The sequence below is a fragment of the Metabacillus halosaccharovorans genome (assembly GCF_002019635.1).
Lineage (GTDB): Bacteria > Bacillota > Bacilli > Bacillales > Bacillaceae > Metabacillus > Metabacillus halosaccharovorans.
Genome location: NZ_KV917372.1, coordinates 1,277,688 through 1,296,825 on the forward strand (window position 1 = coordinate 1,277,688; position 19,138 = coordinate 1,296,825).

General features: G+C 37.0%; 14 protein-coding genes. All 14 read right to left on the reverse strand.

From position 1 onward, the window contains the following. Window positions 1-55: 55 nt before the first annotated feature. On the reverse strand, window positions 56-418 hold the full coding sequence (locus BK577_RS20555) for a hypothetical protein (protein ID WP_078434669.1): 363 nt from the start codon (window positions 416-418) through the stop codon (window positions 56-58). A 13-nt stretch (window positions 419-431) separates the two neighbouring features. Beyond that, the gene (locus tag BK577_RS20560; RefSeq protein WP_078434670.1) at window positions 432-2,243 is read right to left on the reverse strand and encodes a ribonuclease YeeF family protein; all 1,812 of its coding nucleotides are present in this window, start codon (window positions 2,241-2,243) and stop codon (window positions 432-434) included. Between the two features lie 11 nt (window positions 2,244-2,254). Then, window positions 2,255-2,521 carry a YwqI/YxiC family protein gene (locus BK577_RS20565; protein WP_026562747.1) on the reverse strand — a complete coding sequence of 89 codons (267 nt, stop codon included), beginning with the start codon at window positions 2,519-2,521 and terminating at the stop codon, window positions 2,255-2,257. After that, window positions 2,521-2,949, reverse strand: a complete 429-nt coding sequence (locus BK577_RS20570) for a YwqH-like family protein (protein WP_078434671.1) — start codon at window positions 2,947-2,949, stop codon at window positions 2,521-2,523. The genes BK577_RS20565 and BK577_RS20570 overlap by 1 nt, the downstream gene beginning before the upstream one ends. Before the next feature lie 13 nt (window positions 2,950-2,962). Beyond that, window positions 2,963-3,466, reverse strand: a complete 504-nt coding sequence (gene essA, locus BK577_RS20575) for a type VII secretion protein EssA (RefSeq protein WP_078434672.1) — start codon at window positions 3,464-3,466, stop codon at window positions 2,963-2,965. Then, entirely contained in the window at window positions 3,456-6,548 is a 3,093-nt protein-coding gene (esaA, locus tag BK577_RS20580) for a type VII secretion protein EsaA (RefSeq protein ID WP_078434673.1), read from the reverse strand. Before esaA ends, essA begins: the two co-directional genes overlap by 11 nt. Before the next feature lie 2 nt (window positions 6,549-6,550). Continuing rightward, window positions 6,551-11,002 (reverse strand): type VII secretion protein EssC, encoded by a 4,452-nt coding sequence (essC, locus tag BK577_RS20585; RefSeq protein WP_078434674.1) that lies wholly within the window; start codon window positions 11,000-11,002, stop codon window positions 6,551-6,553. 39 nt (window positions 11,003-11,041) lie between these two features. Beyond that, window positions 11,042-12,364, reverse strand: coding sequence for a type VII secretion protein EssB (gene essB / locus BK577_RS20590; protein ID WP_169908423.1), 1,323 nt, complete (start codon window positions 12,362-12,364; stop codon window positions 11,042-11,044). Window positions 12,365-12,377: 13 nt separating this feature from the next. After that, window positions 12,378-12,617, reverse strand: a complete 240-nt coding sequence (yukD, locus tag BK577_RS20595; protein ID WP_078434676.1) for an ESX secretion system protein YukD — start codon at window positions 12,615-12,617, stop codon at window positions 12,378-12,380. A 286-nt stretch (window positions 12,618-12,903) separates the two neighbouring features. After that, window positions 12,904-13,197, reverse strand: coding sequence for a WXG100 family type VII secretion target (locus BK577_RS20600; RefSeq protein ID WP_026562742.1), 294 nt, complete (start codon window positions 13,195-13,197; stop codon window positions 12,904-12,906). A gap of 803 nt (window positions 13,198-14,000) precedes the next feature. Beyond that, entirely contained in the window at window positions 14,001-15,194 is a 1,194-nt protein-coding gene (locus BK577_RS20610; protein WP_281252625.1) for an ornithine--oxo-acid transaminase, read from the reverse strand. Window positions 15,195-15,212: 18 nt separating this feature from the next. Further along, complete coding sequence (gene rocF / locus BK577_RS20615) at window positions 15,213-16,118, reverse strand: arginase (RefSeq protein WP_078434679.1); 906 nt, start codon at window positions 16,116-16,118, stop codon at window positions 15,213-15,215. A 470-nt stretch (window positions 16,119-16,588) separates the two neighbouring features. Continuing rightward, window positions 16,589-17,197, reverse strand: coding sequence for an acetate uptake transporter (locus tag BK577_RS20620; RefSeq protein WP_078434680.1), 609 nt, complete (start codon window positions 17,195-17,197; stop codon window positions 16,589-16,591). Between the two features lie 223 nt (window positions 17,198-17,420). Continuing rightward, on the reverse strand, window positions 17,421-19,136 hold the full coding sequence (locus BK577_RS20625; RefSeq protein WP_078434681.1) for an ABC transporter ATP-binding protein: 1,716 nt from the start codon (window positions 19,134-19,136) through the stop codon (window positions 17,421-17,423). Window positions 19,137-19,138 lie beyond the last annotated feature (2 nt).

A 19,138-nucleotide genomic window follows, 5' to 3' on the forward strand; every position in this document is an offset into this window, starting at 1 on the left:
CATTGAAAGAGATAAACTATAGAATATTACCAATAAACTCTAAGACTTCTAAACTTTATCGTGCGACACCTAGCTTTTCAAGTGTTCCAGATTCAAAATTTACACCGAAAAAGAAATCAGACCATGATTCATCTGAATTTTCTACATCTATAACACCACAAACAACAGAAACCTCTGCTTTAGGATGTGTTGTTAGGTACACAAATTGATATCCTTTAGGTCTAGATAAGTTTAATAGTAATTCACCATTTAAATTAAATATTTGTAGAGTATCTGGATTTGTTGGTTCTTTTCCAACTAAATAAGTTACAACATTAGCCTTTTCATAATGTTTTGCATTTACAACATTGTCTAGATCAATTCTTACTTCTTTATCATTAATTTTCCAAGACGTTTTATTTTCATTTACAAAAATCATATTTTTACCTCCACTAATTAATAGTCCTTACTTCAACTACCTTTAAATGCTTCATTCTATCAGCTGGACTTACAAGCATTTGTACTTGGTGTCCTCCTCCAGATAAATACTTACCAAGAGGTTCATCTATTTGTGGTCCTACTTCACCAGAAATAACAGGGAGGTCATCAACCACTTCATATGTTACCACCCTGTCAATTTCAGGTTTCCAATCCGCTTTTACAGCAAGTTGATTTCTAACGTAATCAACATCTTTAATATTATCAAATGTTCCAAAACCACCTGGTCTTTCTTCAATTTGCCCCGGGCTAATAGCCATTTCGATTCTTGTACCAGGTTTCAATGTAGTTTTTGCAGTATCTTTATTAAATCCTAATGGCCAAGGGTCCTCCTCTTTTAAAATTTTCATAAATACATTTCCTTGTTCTTCAGTTGAACTATACTGGCCCTTGGTCGCTTGGAAAAACTCCTCAAAAGCTTGCCTTCTTAATGGTTTAATAGATTCATCTGCATCTTCAAGGATGATTTTGTTTATTACATCATCAATATCTTCTGAATGATTTTTACTTGGAACATCAAGCACTCTACTTCCATCCTGCAACCTATTCACATAATAAGCCCCACCACCAACAGCTAACAATCCAAGCGCCTGAGCCAGACTATTCTCCTGCTGTTCAAGCGTTAACTCATTCCCAAACATATCCTTACCAGTAATATACTCACTAAACCCATTAGCAGAGACAAGTCCGTAAATTCCCATTTCGGCCATTTCGAGATTCGAGAAGGTTTTGGATGTGCGGTAAACGTCAAGAGCACGATCAGCAGCGTTCATGCCTTTGGCGGTTTTGTAGATGGCACTTCCGCCTTTGAAGATTCTTCCTGCCCATCCGACTACCGGAATAAAGCCAGCTGTTGCCATGGCACCAGCAGCGACTCGTTGCCCTGCTGTTAATTTTTCGCCAGTGACAGGGTCAACTCCTTCTGAGGCACGTAAATAATCATAATAACCGGTTATTTCTCCTGTAAAGGTTTTGACTCCATCCCATGCTTTTTCATACCATGGTCGGTTTTCGAGTTCTTCGGCTTTTTTGAGTTCTTCTCTAAATTTTTCTTGTTCTTCTTTGAAGGTGAGGTATTCGTTTGCGTATTGTTCAACTTCGTCTGTTAGTTGATAGGCTTCGCTAGCTTTATAGGCTTGTGAGTCGAAGTTGATTGGTTGGATGGTATTACCTTGGGCCGTTGCCTCCAGCAATTGTTGGAAGAGGGCTGCTATATGATATTCGGCACTTTCTGATACCATATATTCTTCTTTTAATTGTTGATCTAATGAATCTACAGCTTTTACTGTATCTTCCCGCTTCTTTTTTGCATCTGACATGGCCGTATCAAATTGATCGGTAGAAAAAGCATCAAGGGAGACGATATCATCAATGCCTCTAAAAATTTTCTTAAGGTCTTCCTGCTGACTTTCGACCATTGCAATATGATTCGTCGCTTGAATAGAAAGATCTGTTTCAAGAAAATTCACATCGACAATTGTGTCACCCGATAAATTAGATTCATCAATAGAACCTGACACACCATTAAAAAAGGCAATTTGCATGTCGACAAAACGAAGCAAGGCTTCTACCACATCAACTTGTGCCTGGTAAAAGCCTTTGATGGCATCTGCTCCCTTTCCTGTTAGGTTGTCATCGAGCTGAACGATATCTGTGAATTCCACTTTTAACTTATCTAGCTTCTCTCTCAAATCCTTATAGACTGTTGAGCGGTCCTCCATTGATTCAATTAACGTTTTTGATTCAAGTACTTTCACGTTAGCCATCTGCCCTTCCGTTAGTTTCTCGTAATGGCTTCATCCTGATCCTTCAATGAACGTACATTTGCTTTTGTATCTTCAATGTTTTTTCCGACAATTTGAACATAATCATTGATGAACTGATGAATCCTTTCTTCTCTCTCAAGAAAATAAGTGGTGAAGTCCAAGAGATTTCTTCCGATGTCACCAGAGGCAGGGACTGTAAGTTTAACGGATGATAGGGCTGATTCTGCCTCATTAAGCTCCTTTGTTACGGCTTCATAATTTAATTTGATTGTTACCATTAAAATAACCGCCTTTTCAAATCACTTATCCGGTCGGACAACTCATCAATGGCGTCCTCCCCCATATTCACTAAATCTCCTGCTTCATGTGCTAATGCACTAGCAGTATTTAAGGCCATTCTCTCTAATTCCAGGACATTGATTTTACTTTCAATTGTATATTGATAGCTATTATAGCTGTACTGCCCAATGTTTTTCATGATGGTGTATGCTTGCTCTCTTTCCTCATCAAATTCCTCAGAACGCTTACCTGTCCAGTCTTTACCTAGGTCTGGTTGTTTAATTTTTTCTATTTCTTGCAATAGAATGGATTGTTCGCTACTAATCTCACTTTTGGCTTTTTGGAGTCGTTCGATTTTTTCATTTACATCATTTGATCGAGACGAAATTGTGTTTTGAATTGAGTATAACGTGCTTGATAAACTCATAACGTTCACCTCACTAGCTATTTTTAACAAATTTTTGCTTTGTTGATTTGTTCCAAAACATAATGACTGTGATAAGTGATATGAAACAGATCACAACGAGTACCCAAATGAAAAGAGATAAAGGCTTTGTAGAGGAAGCTGTTTCTTCCCCTACGGTTTGCCCTTGGGATACCCTTTCTGTTGAAGAAAATAAGTGTAAATTTTCTGCTTTTGTTTTAATTGTATTTAAATTTTTTGCGTTTTCTTTAAATAACGAGGAAACAACTTTCGTATCATTAGACGATTTTTCACCTTCAAATGTTAATCCTTTTTGCTCTTCAGGTATATTTGTGCGCTGTTGATTTTGTTGTTTGTCTAATAGTAAATCTTTATTAATTTTCACATTTTCTTTTTGATAGTCGTTTGGAACAAGCTCATCAATATTCGTTTCTGCTACTGCAGTTTGATTTTGTAATAGCAGAAAGCTTGCGACAAAAAATAAAAACGAAATCAACATTACCAAATGCTTACGCATCATATGTTTCCGATCCTTTGTCAACTGAAACGATTTCAGATCTTCCAATAAAGTATTGCAGTGCTCCCAGTCCTAACAGAATACAGCAAAGTGCAATCATTGCTTGGGTAAACAGTGATTCAGTTCCATACTGGATACTCATGTACACCTTCGACATCGGATCTTGGAAGCTGAAGTTTGGTGTTGTCAGAGCAAGCAATGGTGTCACATAGAATATAACCATCCCCACTGTAATAAATGTTCCGACAAGCTGGTGAACCGCAAATCCGACTCTTACTAAGGCAGAACCAGCCATTAATAGGAAGATCGTAAACACAGTCCATTCCACTGCACTTTCTTCTCGTAATGGATATATTTCAAGTCCAAATAGGCTAATGACAAATCCAACAATTAGATTCAATAGTACAAATAAAATCGCCTGAATCCATAATGGTGGTTGTTTGAAATAATAGCTTATGTATCCTATTAATAAGCTGGATACTAAGACTATAAACAAGACAACAACCGGTGGGATATTTTTAACTGTTGTACTTTCTGTTTGTTCTGGAACATCTCCACTTATTTTTAATGGATTTGTTAAAAAGTCATACACATAACCATTTGATTGGCCATCAACAAACGCATTTCCCAGTACACTAAATACGTCGTCACGAATAAGCTCAGTTGATGCCACATTTGTTGCCCATTTTTGATTTAGCTTATCAGCATCTGCCTGAACATCATTGATTCTTCCTTGTAATTCACTCGTGTAATCAACAATACCCCCTTGACTTTCTTGAACTGAATCCAGCCAAGTATGGATAGAATCCATTTGATTGCTAATTTGTTCTGAACCTAAAATCATTTGTTGTCCTTCGACAGTTGAAGTAGGAGTTGATGTTGACAGCATTTTTCCAGGTTGTTGAATTTGTTCAAGAACCGTTTGTGCTTCCTGTTGAATAGCATCTAAGCTTTCCATAAGCTTCGCTTGATTGTCATCAACCGCTTTACGGTATTCAACCATAAAGACTGTGAAGTTATCTTCAATTGTCGTTAAAGCATCTTGCGTTGTTGGGATTTCTTCTCTCATTACATCCCAGTTTCCTTGCTCCTCTTCCGTAATCGCAACGATTTTGTTTGCTTCCTGTTGTAGGTATTCATCTGTTAATGTATCTTTTTTAGCTTGATCCTCAGAAACCATGCTTATTAATATTTGGTGATAACGGTCTAAATATGAGTAGTAGAACATCATTTCGAGAAGATCTTTACTATTTATTTTCTTTTTGCGTATTTCCTCAATTTTTCCTTTTCTTGTATCTGACAATGCATCTGAAGCTAAAATTTCATCTAATTTATATGAAATTTCCTTCTTAATATCAGATTCATAGTCTTTGTATAGTTTGAGTTCTGCCTCAACTGCTGTAAACTTTTCAAAAAGTTCTTTATAGAGGTCTTGCAGTTCTTTCTTTTCTACTTTCAGTGTATCTCTTTCATCTTTGACAATAATCAATTCTTCCTCTAAATCCTTTATCTGTATTGCCGTTGACTCGATTGTGTCCGATAGTTTTTTCTGTAATTCAACTAACTTCTCTTGAAGTGGATTTACTCCATCACTCTCTTTTTCTGCTAAAGAGTTATTTAATTTAGAAAGCCTTTCGCCTAACATCTCTAACCCATCAACTACAATTGTAATACTATCAGGAGTTATTTCTTCAAGCGCTGCAATTTCAGTTTTTAGCTTATTCATCTCCTCTGATATTTTCACGATCTCTGCTTTTTCTTCCTCTAAATCTACGTATTTACTATCTTTTTCATCTGAATCAGAAGGAGTTGTATGTTCTGTTGTTGACTCTTGATTTTCCGAAGATTGCTGAACGTTATCTTGCTCCTGCTCACCATCTTGCTTTTCTGATTTGAATTCTGCAGTAATATCATAGTTAGAAGATTCTATTTTATTTGATCTCTTTTCATTTTCTGTTTCAGATTCTGTTTGCTCTTCTTCGGAACCTTCTTCAAGAGAATCACTATATTTAGAGATTTTATCCTCCAAATCATTAAGCCTCGGTGTACTATCAGTGAGCCCCATGTAAAAATCTAAAACCTTTTTCTGAAAATCATAGTAATCACTTATCTGTCTTGCTACCTGGCTGTACCTTTGTTCCTCAAGCTGTGTAAAAAGCTGCTGTGACTGAGTCATGCGAGTGTTTAACTGTTGCATGCTTTCTACAACGGAACTTCCTTCGTCCTCAAAGAGTCGAATGGATTGCACAAATAAAGGCTGCTGATTATTGGTTGCTTCACTTACTGTTTGAATTGCTTGTGATTGAATTTCTGCTAAGATTTTCTGCTGATTATCCTGGTATTCTTTATACGTCTCAACATATTCTACAAAGCTGGATAAGCTTTTTTCATATGTTTCCAGCATTGATTTCTGGTCAGGTGTTTCGCTACCAGCTTGTTCGATTGATGATTGGAGACTAGCAAGCATCACCTTTTGTTCTTCAATTTGTCCTGCTAAATCTTTTGAGCTGGGCTTGTAGAATGCTGTCATTGCTTCCTGAAAAGCAATTTCTTTTTGAAGAATTTCATCAAATTCAGCACGAACATTTTCTAAATCGGCTGAAACATAATTCCAGTATAGAGTTGAGATTTTTTGATTCACTTTTTTCGTTGCTTTTTCTAGCTCTAGTAACACTTTTTCTTTATTTACTGCATTTAGCTGACTTTGAACTTTATATTCAAAGTTTGTTTTCACAGGGTTACTTTCATCATAAGACATAACGTTTTCAGAGAAGTTTGATGGCAAATAGACAACAGCATCGTATTTCTGACTTAGCAGCCCATTTTCACCGGCACTTCTGCCAACAACTGTCCATTCAAAATTTGAGTTTTCGCTTAGTATGCTCGCAACATTTTCACCAAGCTGAATTTTTTCTCCTTCTTCTTCTACACCTGTATCTTCGTTAATAATCGCGATCGATTGCGCTGCACTTGCTTTTTCAACCTTGAACGGGTTATCACCGATTGCGCGAAAGAAAAGAAGGGGTGTAATGACGATTAATGTAATCGCGACTAGTAGTTTAATAATAGTTGATGTTTGCTTCATACTTATATTTGCACCTTCCGTTCTACATGAACAAGCGGAATTTGAATGCTTTGTTCTTTTCCGTTTTCAACATAATAACCGTAGCCCGGTTGAATTTCCGGTTCCTTCCGGTCATATGTAAGAGTGAACATAGTTTGTTCTGATTTTTTCATTAACACGACTGCTTGACGAATTTGTTTTATTTCAAGTGTTAGTGGATCATATCCTTTTGTTAATTCATTGTTGCTGCCGGATACAATGATGTTAAAACCTAAATGGCTGTAATTTTTCATCAATCGAACAAGTTTATCTTGTAAAGGATTATCCAGCTTTGTCAGGAAGTTTGCATATCCATCCACAATGAGTAACACTGGCTGATTAGCCGTCAATGGTTTTCCTTCTTGAATCAATTGCTGGTAATTGGCTTCTCTATCTACCATTACCTTTTCAATTGCTTCAAGCCAGGATGCTACGTGATCCTTACCTTCCAAGTAAACGAGTCTGTTATCTCCAATAAAAGCAGACAAGCCTCGATCAATGGAATCAAAGATCGCAACATGTTCCAATTGTTGCTCCAATGCGGTATGAATAAAGGCCTTTAATGTATTTGTTTTTCCTTTTTGCGCCTGGCCGAGTACGAGACAATGCTTAGCCCTAGTAAGGTTGACATAAACAGGCTTAACTGTTTCTTCATGTAAACCAATTGGTAGTAAGCCCTCTTTTCCGTCTATATAAGCAGCAAAATTGGCCATCGTTAGTTCAGTCGGAAGCATCGGTACAGGAGCAGGTTTCTCAACATGATTATAATCATCTTTTAGATACTGCACTAATTTTTTCACATTTTCCATCTGCTCAAAATCATCTTTTCCTTCAACTGGAAGATAGACTTGCGAAAAGAATGCTTCATCCTTCTTCACGATTGCTCTTCCCGGTATTGATTCCGGAGCAAATGGTAATCGTCCCAACATTGTGTAAGCTTCTGTTTGGTCCATTAAGTAATGGACAATTTTTGTTTGTAAGTTATTCATCAACGATTGACGAACAGAGTTAATTCGTGTGGCTGTCAACATGAGATAAATACCTAATGATTGGCCATCACGTGCAAAAGTATTCAGTTGCTGCTCCAGATCAAGCATTTCTTCCTTGACGAGGTCAAAATTATCAACCACTAAGTAAAGAAGCGGAAGCTGATCTTCACTTAGGGCATTGTACATTTTTATTGAGCTAACCTCTTTCTTTTGAAAGAGCTTCTTCCTGCTTGCCACTTCGTCTTTAAGAATATTCATGAACTTCTCAATTTTCCGCTCCTGATCCAACAAGAAATAATCTGCTGTATGCGGAAGCTGCCTTAATGGTAATAACCCACCATTTCCAAAATCCATTAAATAAAAATGAACTTCCTTTGGAGTAAGCACCTTTGCCATACCAAGCACCAATGTTTGCATTGTACTTGTCTTACCATAACCAGCGGAACCGAATATCCCGATGTTTCCATCTTCTAAAACGTTATATGAATAATCAGATTGGCTTTGTTTTTCCGGTTCATCAATTCGAGTAAATATGATACTCGCTTTATCTATTGGTTCCTTTTGCTTGACTGGGTATAGTCGAGCTGGCAGTGGAGGCAACCAAGGACTTTGTAACTTTTTCAGCTCTAATTTTTCTTGTAACTCGTTTATTTTTGAAACAATAACGGCAATTTCACTTAGTACTTCTTTTTGCTTATGATCTTGAACCGTTACCTCGGAAAGTGGAATTAATCCAAGGTCTGTGACAATCGCGATTTCATCCTCGATATCAAGAGACTCTTCTTCATGATATGGTGCTCCACTCCATGCAGATTGAAATAGTTCATATACTTCGTTGTTTCCAACCTGCAAATATCCACGACCTGTTTGTGTAATAGAAGCTGCATCACCATTCTTTAGGATCTCCCGGCTATCCTCTGTGTTCTGAACTTTTAATGCAACTCTGAAACGTGCATTACTCCAAATCTGGTTATCGATAACACCACCAGGCTTTTGAGTGGCAAGAATAAGGTGGACACCCAAGCTTCTTCCGATACGTGCAGCACTGACTAATTCCTTAATAAAATCAGGTTCTTCGGCTTTCAGTTCTGCAAATTCATCAGAGATTAAGAACAGGTGCGGCAATGGCAGTTCTGCTTTTCCACTTTTATAAAGTCTTGTGTAATCATTAATATGTGTCACACTATGTTGGTCAAATAAGCGCTGACGTCTTTTTAGCTCACTTTTAATAGAAGCAAGGGCCCGCATACTGAAATTTTTACTTCCTTCAATATTCGTAATGGTCCCAAGAAGATGCGGCATATTTTTAAACGGTTGTGCCATTCCACCACCCTTGTAATCGATAAGAAGAAAGGCTACTTCATGTGGATGGAAATGGACAGCAAGTGACAATATATACGTTTGTAAAAACTCACTTTTCCCTGAACCAGTTGTCCCTGCTAATAGCCCATGTGGTCCATGTGCTTTCTCATGGAGGTTCAAATCAACGGTTTCTGCTTTTCCTTTTAATCCAACTGGAACACCTAATGATTTCGCTGACTCTCGTGTTAGCCAATTTTGTTCAATTGGAAGCTGATCAACATTTTTCACATTCATCATTTCCAAAAAGGAAACAGAGTCCGGAATCGAGTTTGTCATCCCTGTTTGATGATCAAGTGTTCGCAGCATCCTTGCATACATTTCATTATCGGATCGGTTGTGATCATCCAATGCAAATGGAATTTTGACTGCTTTTTTCTGCTGAATTAATATATCACCTTGTTCAACATTGATATAACGAATAAGTGTGTGAATATTATCTGATAAGCTTTCCTTTGCTTCTGCTGCAAAAATAACCGAAATCCCTAGATGCTGATGATTTCCTTCCAAATACTCTAATATGACATGATCAGAAATTAGCTGTTGGTTTGTAACAATAAACACATAATGTGGAGAAAATCTTATTTTTTCTTTTTCCTCTTCAAGATCCCTCTCTCTTACCATTTCGTAAAGAGAAGATAATAACTGATCCCTTGTTCTTTCATTATAGATAAATCCTTTGGCATGAGATCCTGCCAATTGAAAATGTGGCAGCCACTTCATCCACTCCCATTCCTTGTATTCTTGTTCATCAAAGATAAATACAAACCTTAGGTCATGGTAGCTATGAAAAAAGGCCAGTTGACCAACTAGTTGATGTAGTTCATTCTTTAATACACGGTCTTTTCCGATTAATCCAATTGCTCCTTCAGATAAATTGGCTGTAATCGGTAGGTTTGAAAGCTTTTTGTATGCTCTTTCAAGTTTTTGGGATTCTTCGAGCAACTCATCCATTTCACGATTGGACATATCTGAAGCAGAAGAAGAAATCGTGTAACTCGCTTGAACTGTTCCTGTCCCAAGACGAAATTGGAGAAAGTCAGGACTTTCCATCGTTCTTTCCCATAGCCTATCTGACAGTTGAGTTGTTAAATACTTCATTCTTTCAAAAGCAGGAAAATGGAAGTCAAGCACGTCTTTTTGCTTATCAGCAAGTTGCTGAAGCTCTTGTCTTTTCGAATGTAAATAGTTCGAGTAAATTCGTTTACGACGTTCCTTCGATTTTTTCTGATTTCCTCTATCTTTAAAGTATTGGACCGTTGAAGTCACAAGCGTCGTCATAAACATCACTAATGAAACAATGATGAAAATGCCTCTTGGTATTAAAAATGCAACAAGCCCCATGACGATCAGCATCACAAGTGGAGGCAAAATAATTAACCACAAGCTCCGATTTGACCCTTGAGAATCTTGTGTTGGAAACGATAGCTGTACCTTCTCATCTGGCAAATCATATACCATACGAGGTGTTCTGCGGTAGGCTGGATACTTTTTTTTCATTTCAGATAAAGGGATAATTGACTCAGGTAAACTTGTTTGATACGTTTCCGGACTTTCGATTTGAATAAAATCCTCTTCAAGCAAGGTGATTTTCATCGACGCCCACATGATCATATCGCCAGTTTCTAATAAACTTGTTATCTCCATTTTTTGACCGTTTTTAAATAACTCACCATTTAGACTTGATAGCTGAAATCCATTTGATTGGTGTATAAGAGAAAAAGAAGCTTCAAGATCATATTTCTTATAAAAGCTTGTGCTTTGATCAAGGGTAGAAAAAGATACTTCCCTTAAATGTCCGACATAGTAGGTTTTTCTTTTCAAAGATGATGCCAAGTAAATCCTTAGCTTCTCTCCGGCGTCATCGATTGAATACTCCTTATTATGTTCCAGTTTTGTCTCTATCTGATCCACATTATTTCGCATCCAATATTGACCATCATGAAACCTTACAATAAAGGTATTTGATATACTAGGGATGGTAACTGCATGCTCTTTGCTTGGACCTATTGTTATTTGTTGTTTTGGACCTTTATTTAATTGAATTTCCTGGTATGTATGCTTCGTAAAAACCCAAAGCGTTGCCATATGATCACCACCTGTTATTTCATTCATTAGACAATTCTATTACTCCGTTTGTGTTTTCTTTTGTGTGCTTTCTTGTTTTGTCTGTGTTGGCTGCTTTGTATTCTGTTCAGTCGTTTCACTTTCAGTTTCAGAGCTTAAAGTTTCTTCTTCAACTGAATTCGATACAGGTTGATCTTGTTCTTCATCTGCAAGTTCCGCCTCTTCTGCTTCTTGCTGATATTCCTTTATTTCGTTTTCTATGTCAGCTAACGCTTGCTCTCTTTCCTCTCGATCTAAACTATCATCTGACTTTAATTGTTCTTTATGCTTTAATAATCCAAATAAGATAAGGTCGCGATCCTCCAGAAATCTTGCAATATCAAGTGCATCTTCAGCTTTACCACGGCCAATTTGAATCCAATATTCATAATATTGAGGATCTGTTTGTAAAGTTATTGTGTTTCGAACAGTTTCTTTTTGATCTTCTGTTAATGATTCATTCACAATATAAGATAAGGACAGTTGATATTGAGTCACCTTTGGCATTTCTTCAATGCTATACGGCTGAAGTTCTGTTACAACCTCACTAAAATTATTTAGCAGAAACATCTCCTGTGCTTGAATAAAGCTAGCTTGCTTTGGCTGCAATGAAAATAATGAATATAAACTGTAAATAAAAGCAGGAATAAACAATAAGGTAACTCCAATTAACACATATCGATTTAGCTTCCATGTTTTCTTATTAACAGTCATTTTAAGTGATTTTTCATGGTTAACTCTTTGAATTTCACCATCGATTATGTCAAGTAAGTCTTGGTATTCCTTTGCTTCCATGATTTTTTTCACTAATGATGAAAGCTTTAGTGTTTGAGAAAACTGGACGTATTGATCAAATGTATACGTTGTATCCACAGCAGAAGCAACCGTCGCCTTTACCTCCTGAAGCAATTTCTCTTCATTATGTTCATAAGGAGGTAGACTTTCTTTTACTCCATAATGAAGAAAATAAGGATGTAGCCCTTGGTCCACAACGATATTTTCAGGACACACAACAAGATGGATTCTTGAAAGTTTATGACTCTTCACTGACTGCACGATTTTATAGGCAAGAACAAATCGCTCTTTCTCATCTAATCGTTTCAATTGGGAAAGGAGAAAAGAATAGGTATTAGGGAGTTTATATTGGATGGTGAGCTCATCGTCCTTCATCACTATGTCCTTTTCAATCGTAGGATTTAATTCAGTTAAAAAGGAGATTTCTGCAGGATTATCTAATTTCACTTTTTCCTTCTGAAAAGTGAATGTCATGTTCCGCTCTTTACGAGTAATAATAGCTTCCAGTTGCTTTGTTAGATATGAGGTATGAGTGTTTTCTGTTGACATGCCTAATTCTCCTTTATAAGATTTCAATTCTGTCTCCTGTTCGTATTCCTGCATCAAGAAGTCGTTCTGTGCCTTGAATTACCTTTTGTTTATTAACTACTCTTACCCAGGCACCTTGTCTTGGCGGCTCAGTCAAACTTTTTGCTTGCCACACAATATCGATTAATTTTTTGACAGAATGATAATTAGATAGTCTGATATCAAAGTTTTCTTGTTGGTAGTTTTTTAGGTCAATTGTGATTTCTATGTACATTCGCGTGTCACCTCATAAGGAAGGAGCGCGTCCGTTAAAGAGCGCCCCTGCTTTTTTCTTAGGAAATTTCGTCTATGAGCTATATAACGTGCTCGTTGACATCCAGCTCCGAAGCACAGGATGTGCAAGTGCAGTTGTTGCGACAGGACGTCGCGTTCTTAGACTGCCAGTGCCTAGCCCCTCGAGGTCATAAGCCACAAACGAATTGAAGACAAAGAGCACGTCTTCTATTCGCTTGCGTCTTATGCTTGTCGGGGCTAAACAAGGCACTTCCGATTTTGTTTCATTATCCTCTAATTTGACTAGCAATTTGCTGATCAGCGTCTTCAAGTGCTTTAGATGTGCTGTTAAGCTGAGTTGAGATGTCCTCAAGCAATTGTTGCATTTGAATGAATGATGGTCTTAAAGACTGATATTGTTCACTGAACGCTCTGCTTGATTCACCTTCCCACATACCTTCAAGCTCGCGGATCATTGTATCAAGACGAGAAACTTGCTCTCCTACTTGGCTGCTTTCACTAGAGTAACGGTTGGCCATGCTCACTAACTCTGCAGGGGTAACACGAATAATTCCAGACATTTACTTCCTCTCCTTAACTAGTTATATTTCGGTATTCATCTATTTAAATTGTGAGTACCCAAAATCAATTGGATAAAAAAACATATCCTGTAAAATTTCTACTATATACCAATATCATATCTACCCGGATAAATACAGGTTTAAACCAAAATGTAAATAAAAAGGAAACTTTTATCCTAATATTTTCAAAGTCTACGGTAATATTTTCATAATTTCTTTTAAAGAAAACCAGGTATTTAGATTCATTTGTCAATATCGGAAATAGGTATTCCTACACAGTGGTTTTTACAGTAAAAAAAGAAGACTAGATCCTCTTTCATCTAGTCTACCGGTGTAAAACACAACTTTTATCCTTCTACAACAATCATTACGATCTATTAATGATTTACAAAGCTTTTAAAGGCTTTACGTTGTTTATAACATTCAATACTCCCTAAAAACTCATTTACTTCAAGTTCCATTTTTTCCAAATCCCTTCGTGTAACAACAGGATCCTCTCGATTCCACCGCACGGTTCTAATAAAATAGTATTTTTTTATAGGAGAAAACACTACTTTAGAATGAGGAAATTCTTCGAACATAAACTCAATTTGACCTCTTCTTTTATAGGAATGTTGAATGATTTTCATTTAAAATCAATCTTTCTCATAAAGTTGGACAATTTTTATTAGCTCCTTTAAATGATTAATTGTAGTATGATACCCCAATTGAGATGTGTCAATCAATTGATTGCTTTCATGATAGTTTATAAGAAAAATAGGGACAGTCTTACTATTGAAGACCATCCCTGGAAAGTGAATCAATTATGCTAAGACCTGCTTGATTCTTTCGATCGCCCAATCAAGCTCTTCTTTTGTTATGACTAATGGCGGAGCAAAGCGGATAACTGTGTCATGTGTTTCTTTACATAATAGTCCCTTTTCTTTAAGCTTCTCACAATAGCCACGAGCAGGTTCCGTTAGTTCAACACCAATAAACAGTCCTCTACCTCTTATCTCCTTAATAAACGGGTTCTTTATTTCCTTTAATTGTTCCATAAAATAAGTACCCAATTCTAAAGAGCGTTCCACTAGTTTTTCTTCTTCCATAACATCGAGTGATGCAAGTGATACCGCACAGGCTAATGGGTTTCCTCCAAATGTTGACCCATGAGACCCGGGGTTAAACACGCCAAGAACATCCCTGTTCGCTACCACACATGATATAGGAAACACACCCCCACCAAGCGCCTTACCCAAAATGTACATATCAGGTATTACGCCTTCCCAATCACAGGCAAATAATTTACCTGAGCGTCCTAAACCTGCTTGAATTTCATCTGCGACAAATAAAATATTATTTGCTTTACATAATTCAGAAGCTTCTTTCATAAAGCCCGATGGTGGTATATTAATTCCCGCCTCACCTTGAATAGGTTCGAAAAGAAAACCCGCTGTATCGGGTGTGATAGCTGCCTTTAAAGCCTCTATATCACCATAAGGTATGATCTTAATACCAGGCAACATCGGACCAAACCCTTTTCGGTATTCTTCATCAGATGAAAGGGAGACAGCAGTCATTGTTCGACCATGAAAGTTTCCTTCACATGTAATGATTTCCGCTTTGTTCTCTAAGATACCTTTTACCTGGTACCCCCACCGCCGGATCGCTTTCACAGCTGTTTCTACTGCCTCAGCTCCAGTATTCATCGGCAATGCCATTTCTTTTTTCGTTAGGCTGGTAATTCGTTCATACCATGGCCCAAGTAGATCATTATGAAATGCACGAGATGTTAAGGTCACTCGGTCAGCTTGATCTTTTAAGGCTTGGATAATCTTTGGATGACGATGACCTTGATTTACTGCAGAATAAGCACTTAACATATCCATATACCGATTCCCCTCAGGGTCCTCCACCCAAATGCCTTCTGCTTTTGAAATAACAATTGGTAATGGATGATAGTTATTTGCTCCGTATTGCTCTGTTTGATCAATGACTTGCTCTGATCTAGTTTTCATCATCATTCCTCCTTACTTTTATAAAAGCTTTTCCCCAAATAGTGAACCCATTAACGCAACTGCCACTTCAGCTGTTTTATTTTTTTCATCCAAGATCGGATTCACCTCAACAAATTCAGCTGATGTAATCATTTTTGATTCTTCTAAAATTTCCATTGCTAAATGGCTTTCACGGTAACTAATTCCCCCTAAAACGGGAGTACCTACACCAGGTGCATCACTTGGATCAAGTCCATCCAAATCAAGTGATAAATGAACACCATCTGTTTTATTTTTCAAGTAAGCGATTGCATCTTCCATTACCTTTGTCATCCCGAGTCGATCAATTTCGTGCATCGTATATACTCTAATTCCTTTTTCACGGATAAGTATTTTTTCTCCCTCATCCAATGAACGCGCACCGATAATGACGATATTCTCCGGCCTTATTTTTTCCGTATAACCTGCAATTGTTATTAAATCAGGGTGTCCAATTCCGAGACTTACTGCCAATGGCATTCCATGTATATTTCCTGAAGGTGATGTTTCACCTGTATTTAAATCTCCGTGTGCATCATACCAAATCACACCTAAATTTTGATAATGTTTAGAAATTCCGGCAAGTGTCCCAATCGCAATGCTATGGTCACCACCAAATACGAGTGGAAACGAACCTTTTTTTACGACTTCGTCCACTGCTTCTGCTAATTTTTGACTAGCATTCGAAACAGCCTGTAAATATTTCAAATTACTTCCGGCAGAAGTTTCCTCATCTTTTCCGGGCCTTCCGATTTGAATATCCCCTTTATCTTGAATCTCATAATCTAGCATTTCTAATCGTTCTACAACGCCAGCATAGCGAATTGCACTTGGTCCCATATCAACCCCTCGTCTGGATTGCCCTAAATCCATAGGAGCACCAATGATTGTTATATGCTTTTTCATAACCCACTCCCCCTTTTTTTCATTGTATCTTAGAGGTGAGTGATGACTCAACTTGACATTATTTTGTATGTTTATTCATAAATATACAAAATATAATATATTAATATATATTTTTCTAGCGTACAATTATTGTTTTTTATTGAAATGTTAAGAATATTGATATTCTAATATAAAACACCAAGAACAAACACGATCTATTCTTCGCTTTATTTTCAGTAGATTATTTTGTGATTTTCATCACCGAAACATTAATACCCTTCCATTTATGAATGATGTCTAATATTCGAAACTTGAGTGGGCAGATTTATTTTCGATTTTGGGAATATATTTTCGATTATTAGATCTTTTTTTCGATTCCAAGAATATATTTTCGATTTTGCTCCTTTTATTTTCGATTTGACATTATTCGCTAAAATTCGAGCGTATTTCCATAAAAAAGAGGCAACATCTCTGTTAGCCTCTTTTCTACATTATTTTTTAAAAATACCAAATGGTTTACCAACTGGTAAAACAACTTGGCCAAAATGTGTATTTAAAACAATTGCCGCAGATCCATAGAAGGACAGCAATGCGATGATCAACTCAGATACAGCTGCCAGCATATGAGTAGCTTCATGCATAATGCCAAATGTGCTTAATGATAGCCCAATGAATAAGAAATCAATAAAAACAAATATAAAGAATAATACTTTATGAGTTTCCATAGCACCTATAGTCATATATACACTAAAAATCAAATAGCCGATAAACGCAACACCTAGTTGCTTTGGATCAGCATTTGCTGCTAAATTCTCGCCAAAAGCACCTAATTGGATCAGCCAGGACATACCAACACCAAACCAGAATAACCCGAATGCGCCGAATGCAGTTGTTCCGAAGATATTATTGTGCTTTGCATCTTGTACACAGGCAAACAGTTGGGCTAGTCCGCCTAAAAAGAATGCCCAGGGTAAAATAAACGATAAACCTTCTGTTAGCCCTAGTTTTTGTGATGATGCAACAAGTGTCACCATTGCTAAACCAAATAGTCCTATTGCGGATGGATCTGCTGTTGTAATTTTTACTTGATGATTATTCATAAATTCCTCCTAAAAAGACATACTCAAATACAATACAGAACAGAGGAATCGGTGTCAATCTGTTTTTAGAAGTCGGATTATTTAAAAAATACGAGGTTTACCAGTGGTTTCTTGGTACTTATATGTTGTAATCGCAACCACACATAATTGCTTTTTTTTGCCGCATTTGAAAATATTTTTTTAAATTTAAAAAAGCGGAACATTTCTGTTCCACTTTGTTATATTACCTCTGAAATTGCACTCGATGAAGATTGGCAAAAATTCCACCTTGTTCAATTAATTCATCGTGCTTACCCTGTTCCGCAATGCCATCCTCCGTCACAACAACGATACGGTCCGCGTTTCGAATTGTTGCAAGACGATGTGCGATCACCAAAGTTGTCCGGTTTTGTGATAATTCTGTTAAAGCTTGCTGGATTATTAGTTCTGTTTCAGTATCTAACGCTGAAGTCGCTTCATCTAATATTAAGATCGGCGGATTTTTCAAGAACATTCTTGCTATAGCAATACGTTGCTTTTGCCCTCCAGATAGCTTTAAACCGCGTTCACCAATTTGTGTCTCATAACCAAATGGAAGTGATTCAATAAAGCTTTCTAAATGAGCCCTCTTCGCTGCTTCTTCAATTTCTTCTTGTGTGGCTCCAAGTTTTCCATATGCAATATTTTCTCTTAATGTGCCTGTAAAGAGAAACACATCTTGTTGCACAATTCCAATTTGGGAACGAAGTGATTGTTTGGTCATATTACGTATATCAATACCATCTATTTTGATCGAACCTTTATCAACATCATAAAAACGAGGAATAAGAGTACAAATGGTTGTTTTACCTGCACCAGATGGTCCTACAAATGCAATCGTTTCTCCCGCTGAAATGTTCAAATCAATTCCATTCAACACCCGCTTATGTTCATCATAGCCAAATGTAACATCTTTGAATGCAATATCTCCGCGCAGTGTTTGAACTTCAACAGCATCTTTAACATCCTGAACATCCGGATCCATATCAAGCAACTCAGTAAACCGTTTAAAACCAGCCATTCCTTTCGGATAAAGTTCCATAAGAGCACTAATTTTATCAATCGGTTTAAAAAGGACATTGATATATAAGACAAACCCGACTAACTCACCGTATGTAAGCTGCCCTGTATAGGTTAACCATGCTCCAACAACTAAAACTGCCAGTGTGACAAATCGAGTCATCATATAAATTCCTGATAAGCTAAAGGACATGACTTTATATCCACCTAACTTAGCTTGACGGAATTTTAAGTTATTCACTGAAAAGCGTTTGTTTTCAAAGTTTTCATTTGTAAAAGATTGAACAACCCTGACACCTGAAACACTGTCTTCCACACGGGCGTTTACATCAGCAATTTCTCCGTACATTTTTTTCCAAGCCTTGTTCATCTTTAAGTTACTAACGACAATGAGCCAGCCTAAAAACGGTAATATTATAAGTGCTACTAGTGCAAGCTTAACGTTTACTGTGAACATAATCCAGAAGGCACCAACAAACGTCATGATGGAAATAAATAAGTCCTCAGGACCGTGGTGGGCAAGCTCACCAATATCCATTAAATCATTTGTAATCCGACTCATAATATTTCCTGTCTTCGTGTTGTCAAAAAACTTAAATGACTGTTTTTGTACATGCTGAAACAGTTGCTTTCTCATGTCTGTTTCAATATTAATTCCAAGCTTATGTCCCCAATAATTGACAATATACTGCAGGAATGTACTAAAAATATATAAAACTAATAATGTGATACTTACAGATACGATTGCTGACCAATTTTCAGTTGGTAATAAAGAATCTATAAACCATTGAACCGCAAGTGGAAAGGCTAACTCTAATAGAGCTACTATGATCGCACTGCTAAAGTCAAATATAAAAAGCTTTTTATGAGGGATATAGTACGAAAAAAACCGCTTTAGCATCT

Bases quoted from the DNA above. Each gene is read 5' to 3' on its own strand.
- BK577_RS20555 (WP_078434669.1), bottom strand. From the start codon at position 418: ATGATTTTTGTAAATGAAAATAAAACGTCTTGGAAAATTAATGATAAA.
- BK577_RS20560 (WP_078434670.1), bottom strand. From the start codon at position 2,243: ATGGCTAACGTGAAAGTACTTGAATCAAAAACGTTAATTGAATCAATG.
- BK577_RS20565 (WP_026562747.1), bottom strand. From the start codon at position 2,521: ATGGTAACAATCAAATTAAATTATGAAGCCGTAACAAAGGAGCTTAAT.
- BK577_RS20570 (WP_078434671.1), bottom strand. From the start codon at position 2,949: ATGAGTTTATCAAGCACGTTATACTCAATTCAAAACACAATTTCGTCT.
- essA (WP_078434672.1), bottom strand. From the start codon at position 3,466: ATGATGCGTAAGCATTTGGTAATGTTGATTTCGTTTTTATTTTTTGTC.
- esaA (WP_078434673.1), bottom strand. From the start codon at position 6,548: ATGAAGCAAACATCAACTATTATTAAACTACTAGTCGCGATTACATTA.
- essC (WP_078434674.1), bottom strand. From the start codon at position 11,002: ATGGCAACGCTTTGGGTTTTTACGAAGCATACATACCAGGAAATTCAA.
- essB (WP_169908423.1), bottom strand. From the start codon at position 12,364: ATGTCAACAGAAAACACTCATACCTCATATCTAACAAAGCAACTGGAA.
- yukD (WP_078434676.1), bottom strand. From the start codon at position 12,617: ATGTACATAGAAATCACAATTGACCTAAAAAACTACCAACAAGAAAAC.
- BK577_RS20600 (WP_026562742.1), bottom strand. From the start codon at position 13,197: ATGTCTGGAATTATTCGTGTTACCCCTGCAGAGTTAGTGAGCATGGCC.
- BK577_RS20610 (WP_281252625.1), bottom strand. From the start codon at position 15,194: ATGAAAACTAGATCAGAGCAAGTCATTGATCAAACAGAGCAATACGGA.
- rocF (WP_078434679.1), bottom strand. From the start codon at position 16,118: ATGAAAAAGCATATAACAATCATTGGTGCTCCTATGGATTTAGGGCAA.
- BK577_RS20620 (WP_078434680.1), bottom strand. From the start codon at position 17,197: ATGAATAATCATCAAGTAAAAATTACAACAGCAGATCCATCCGCAATA.
- BK577_RS20625 (WP_078434681.1), bottom strand. From the start codon at position 19,136: ATGCTAAAGCGGTTTTTTTCGTACTATATCCCTCATAAAAAGCTTTTT.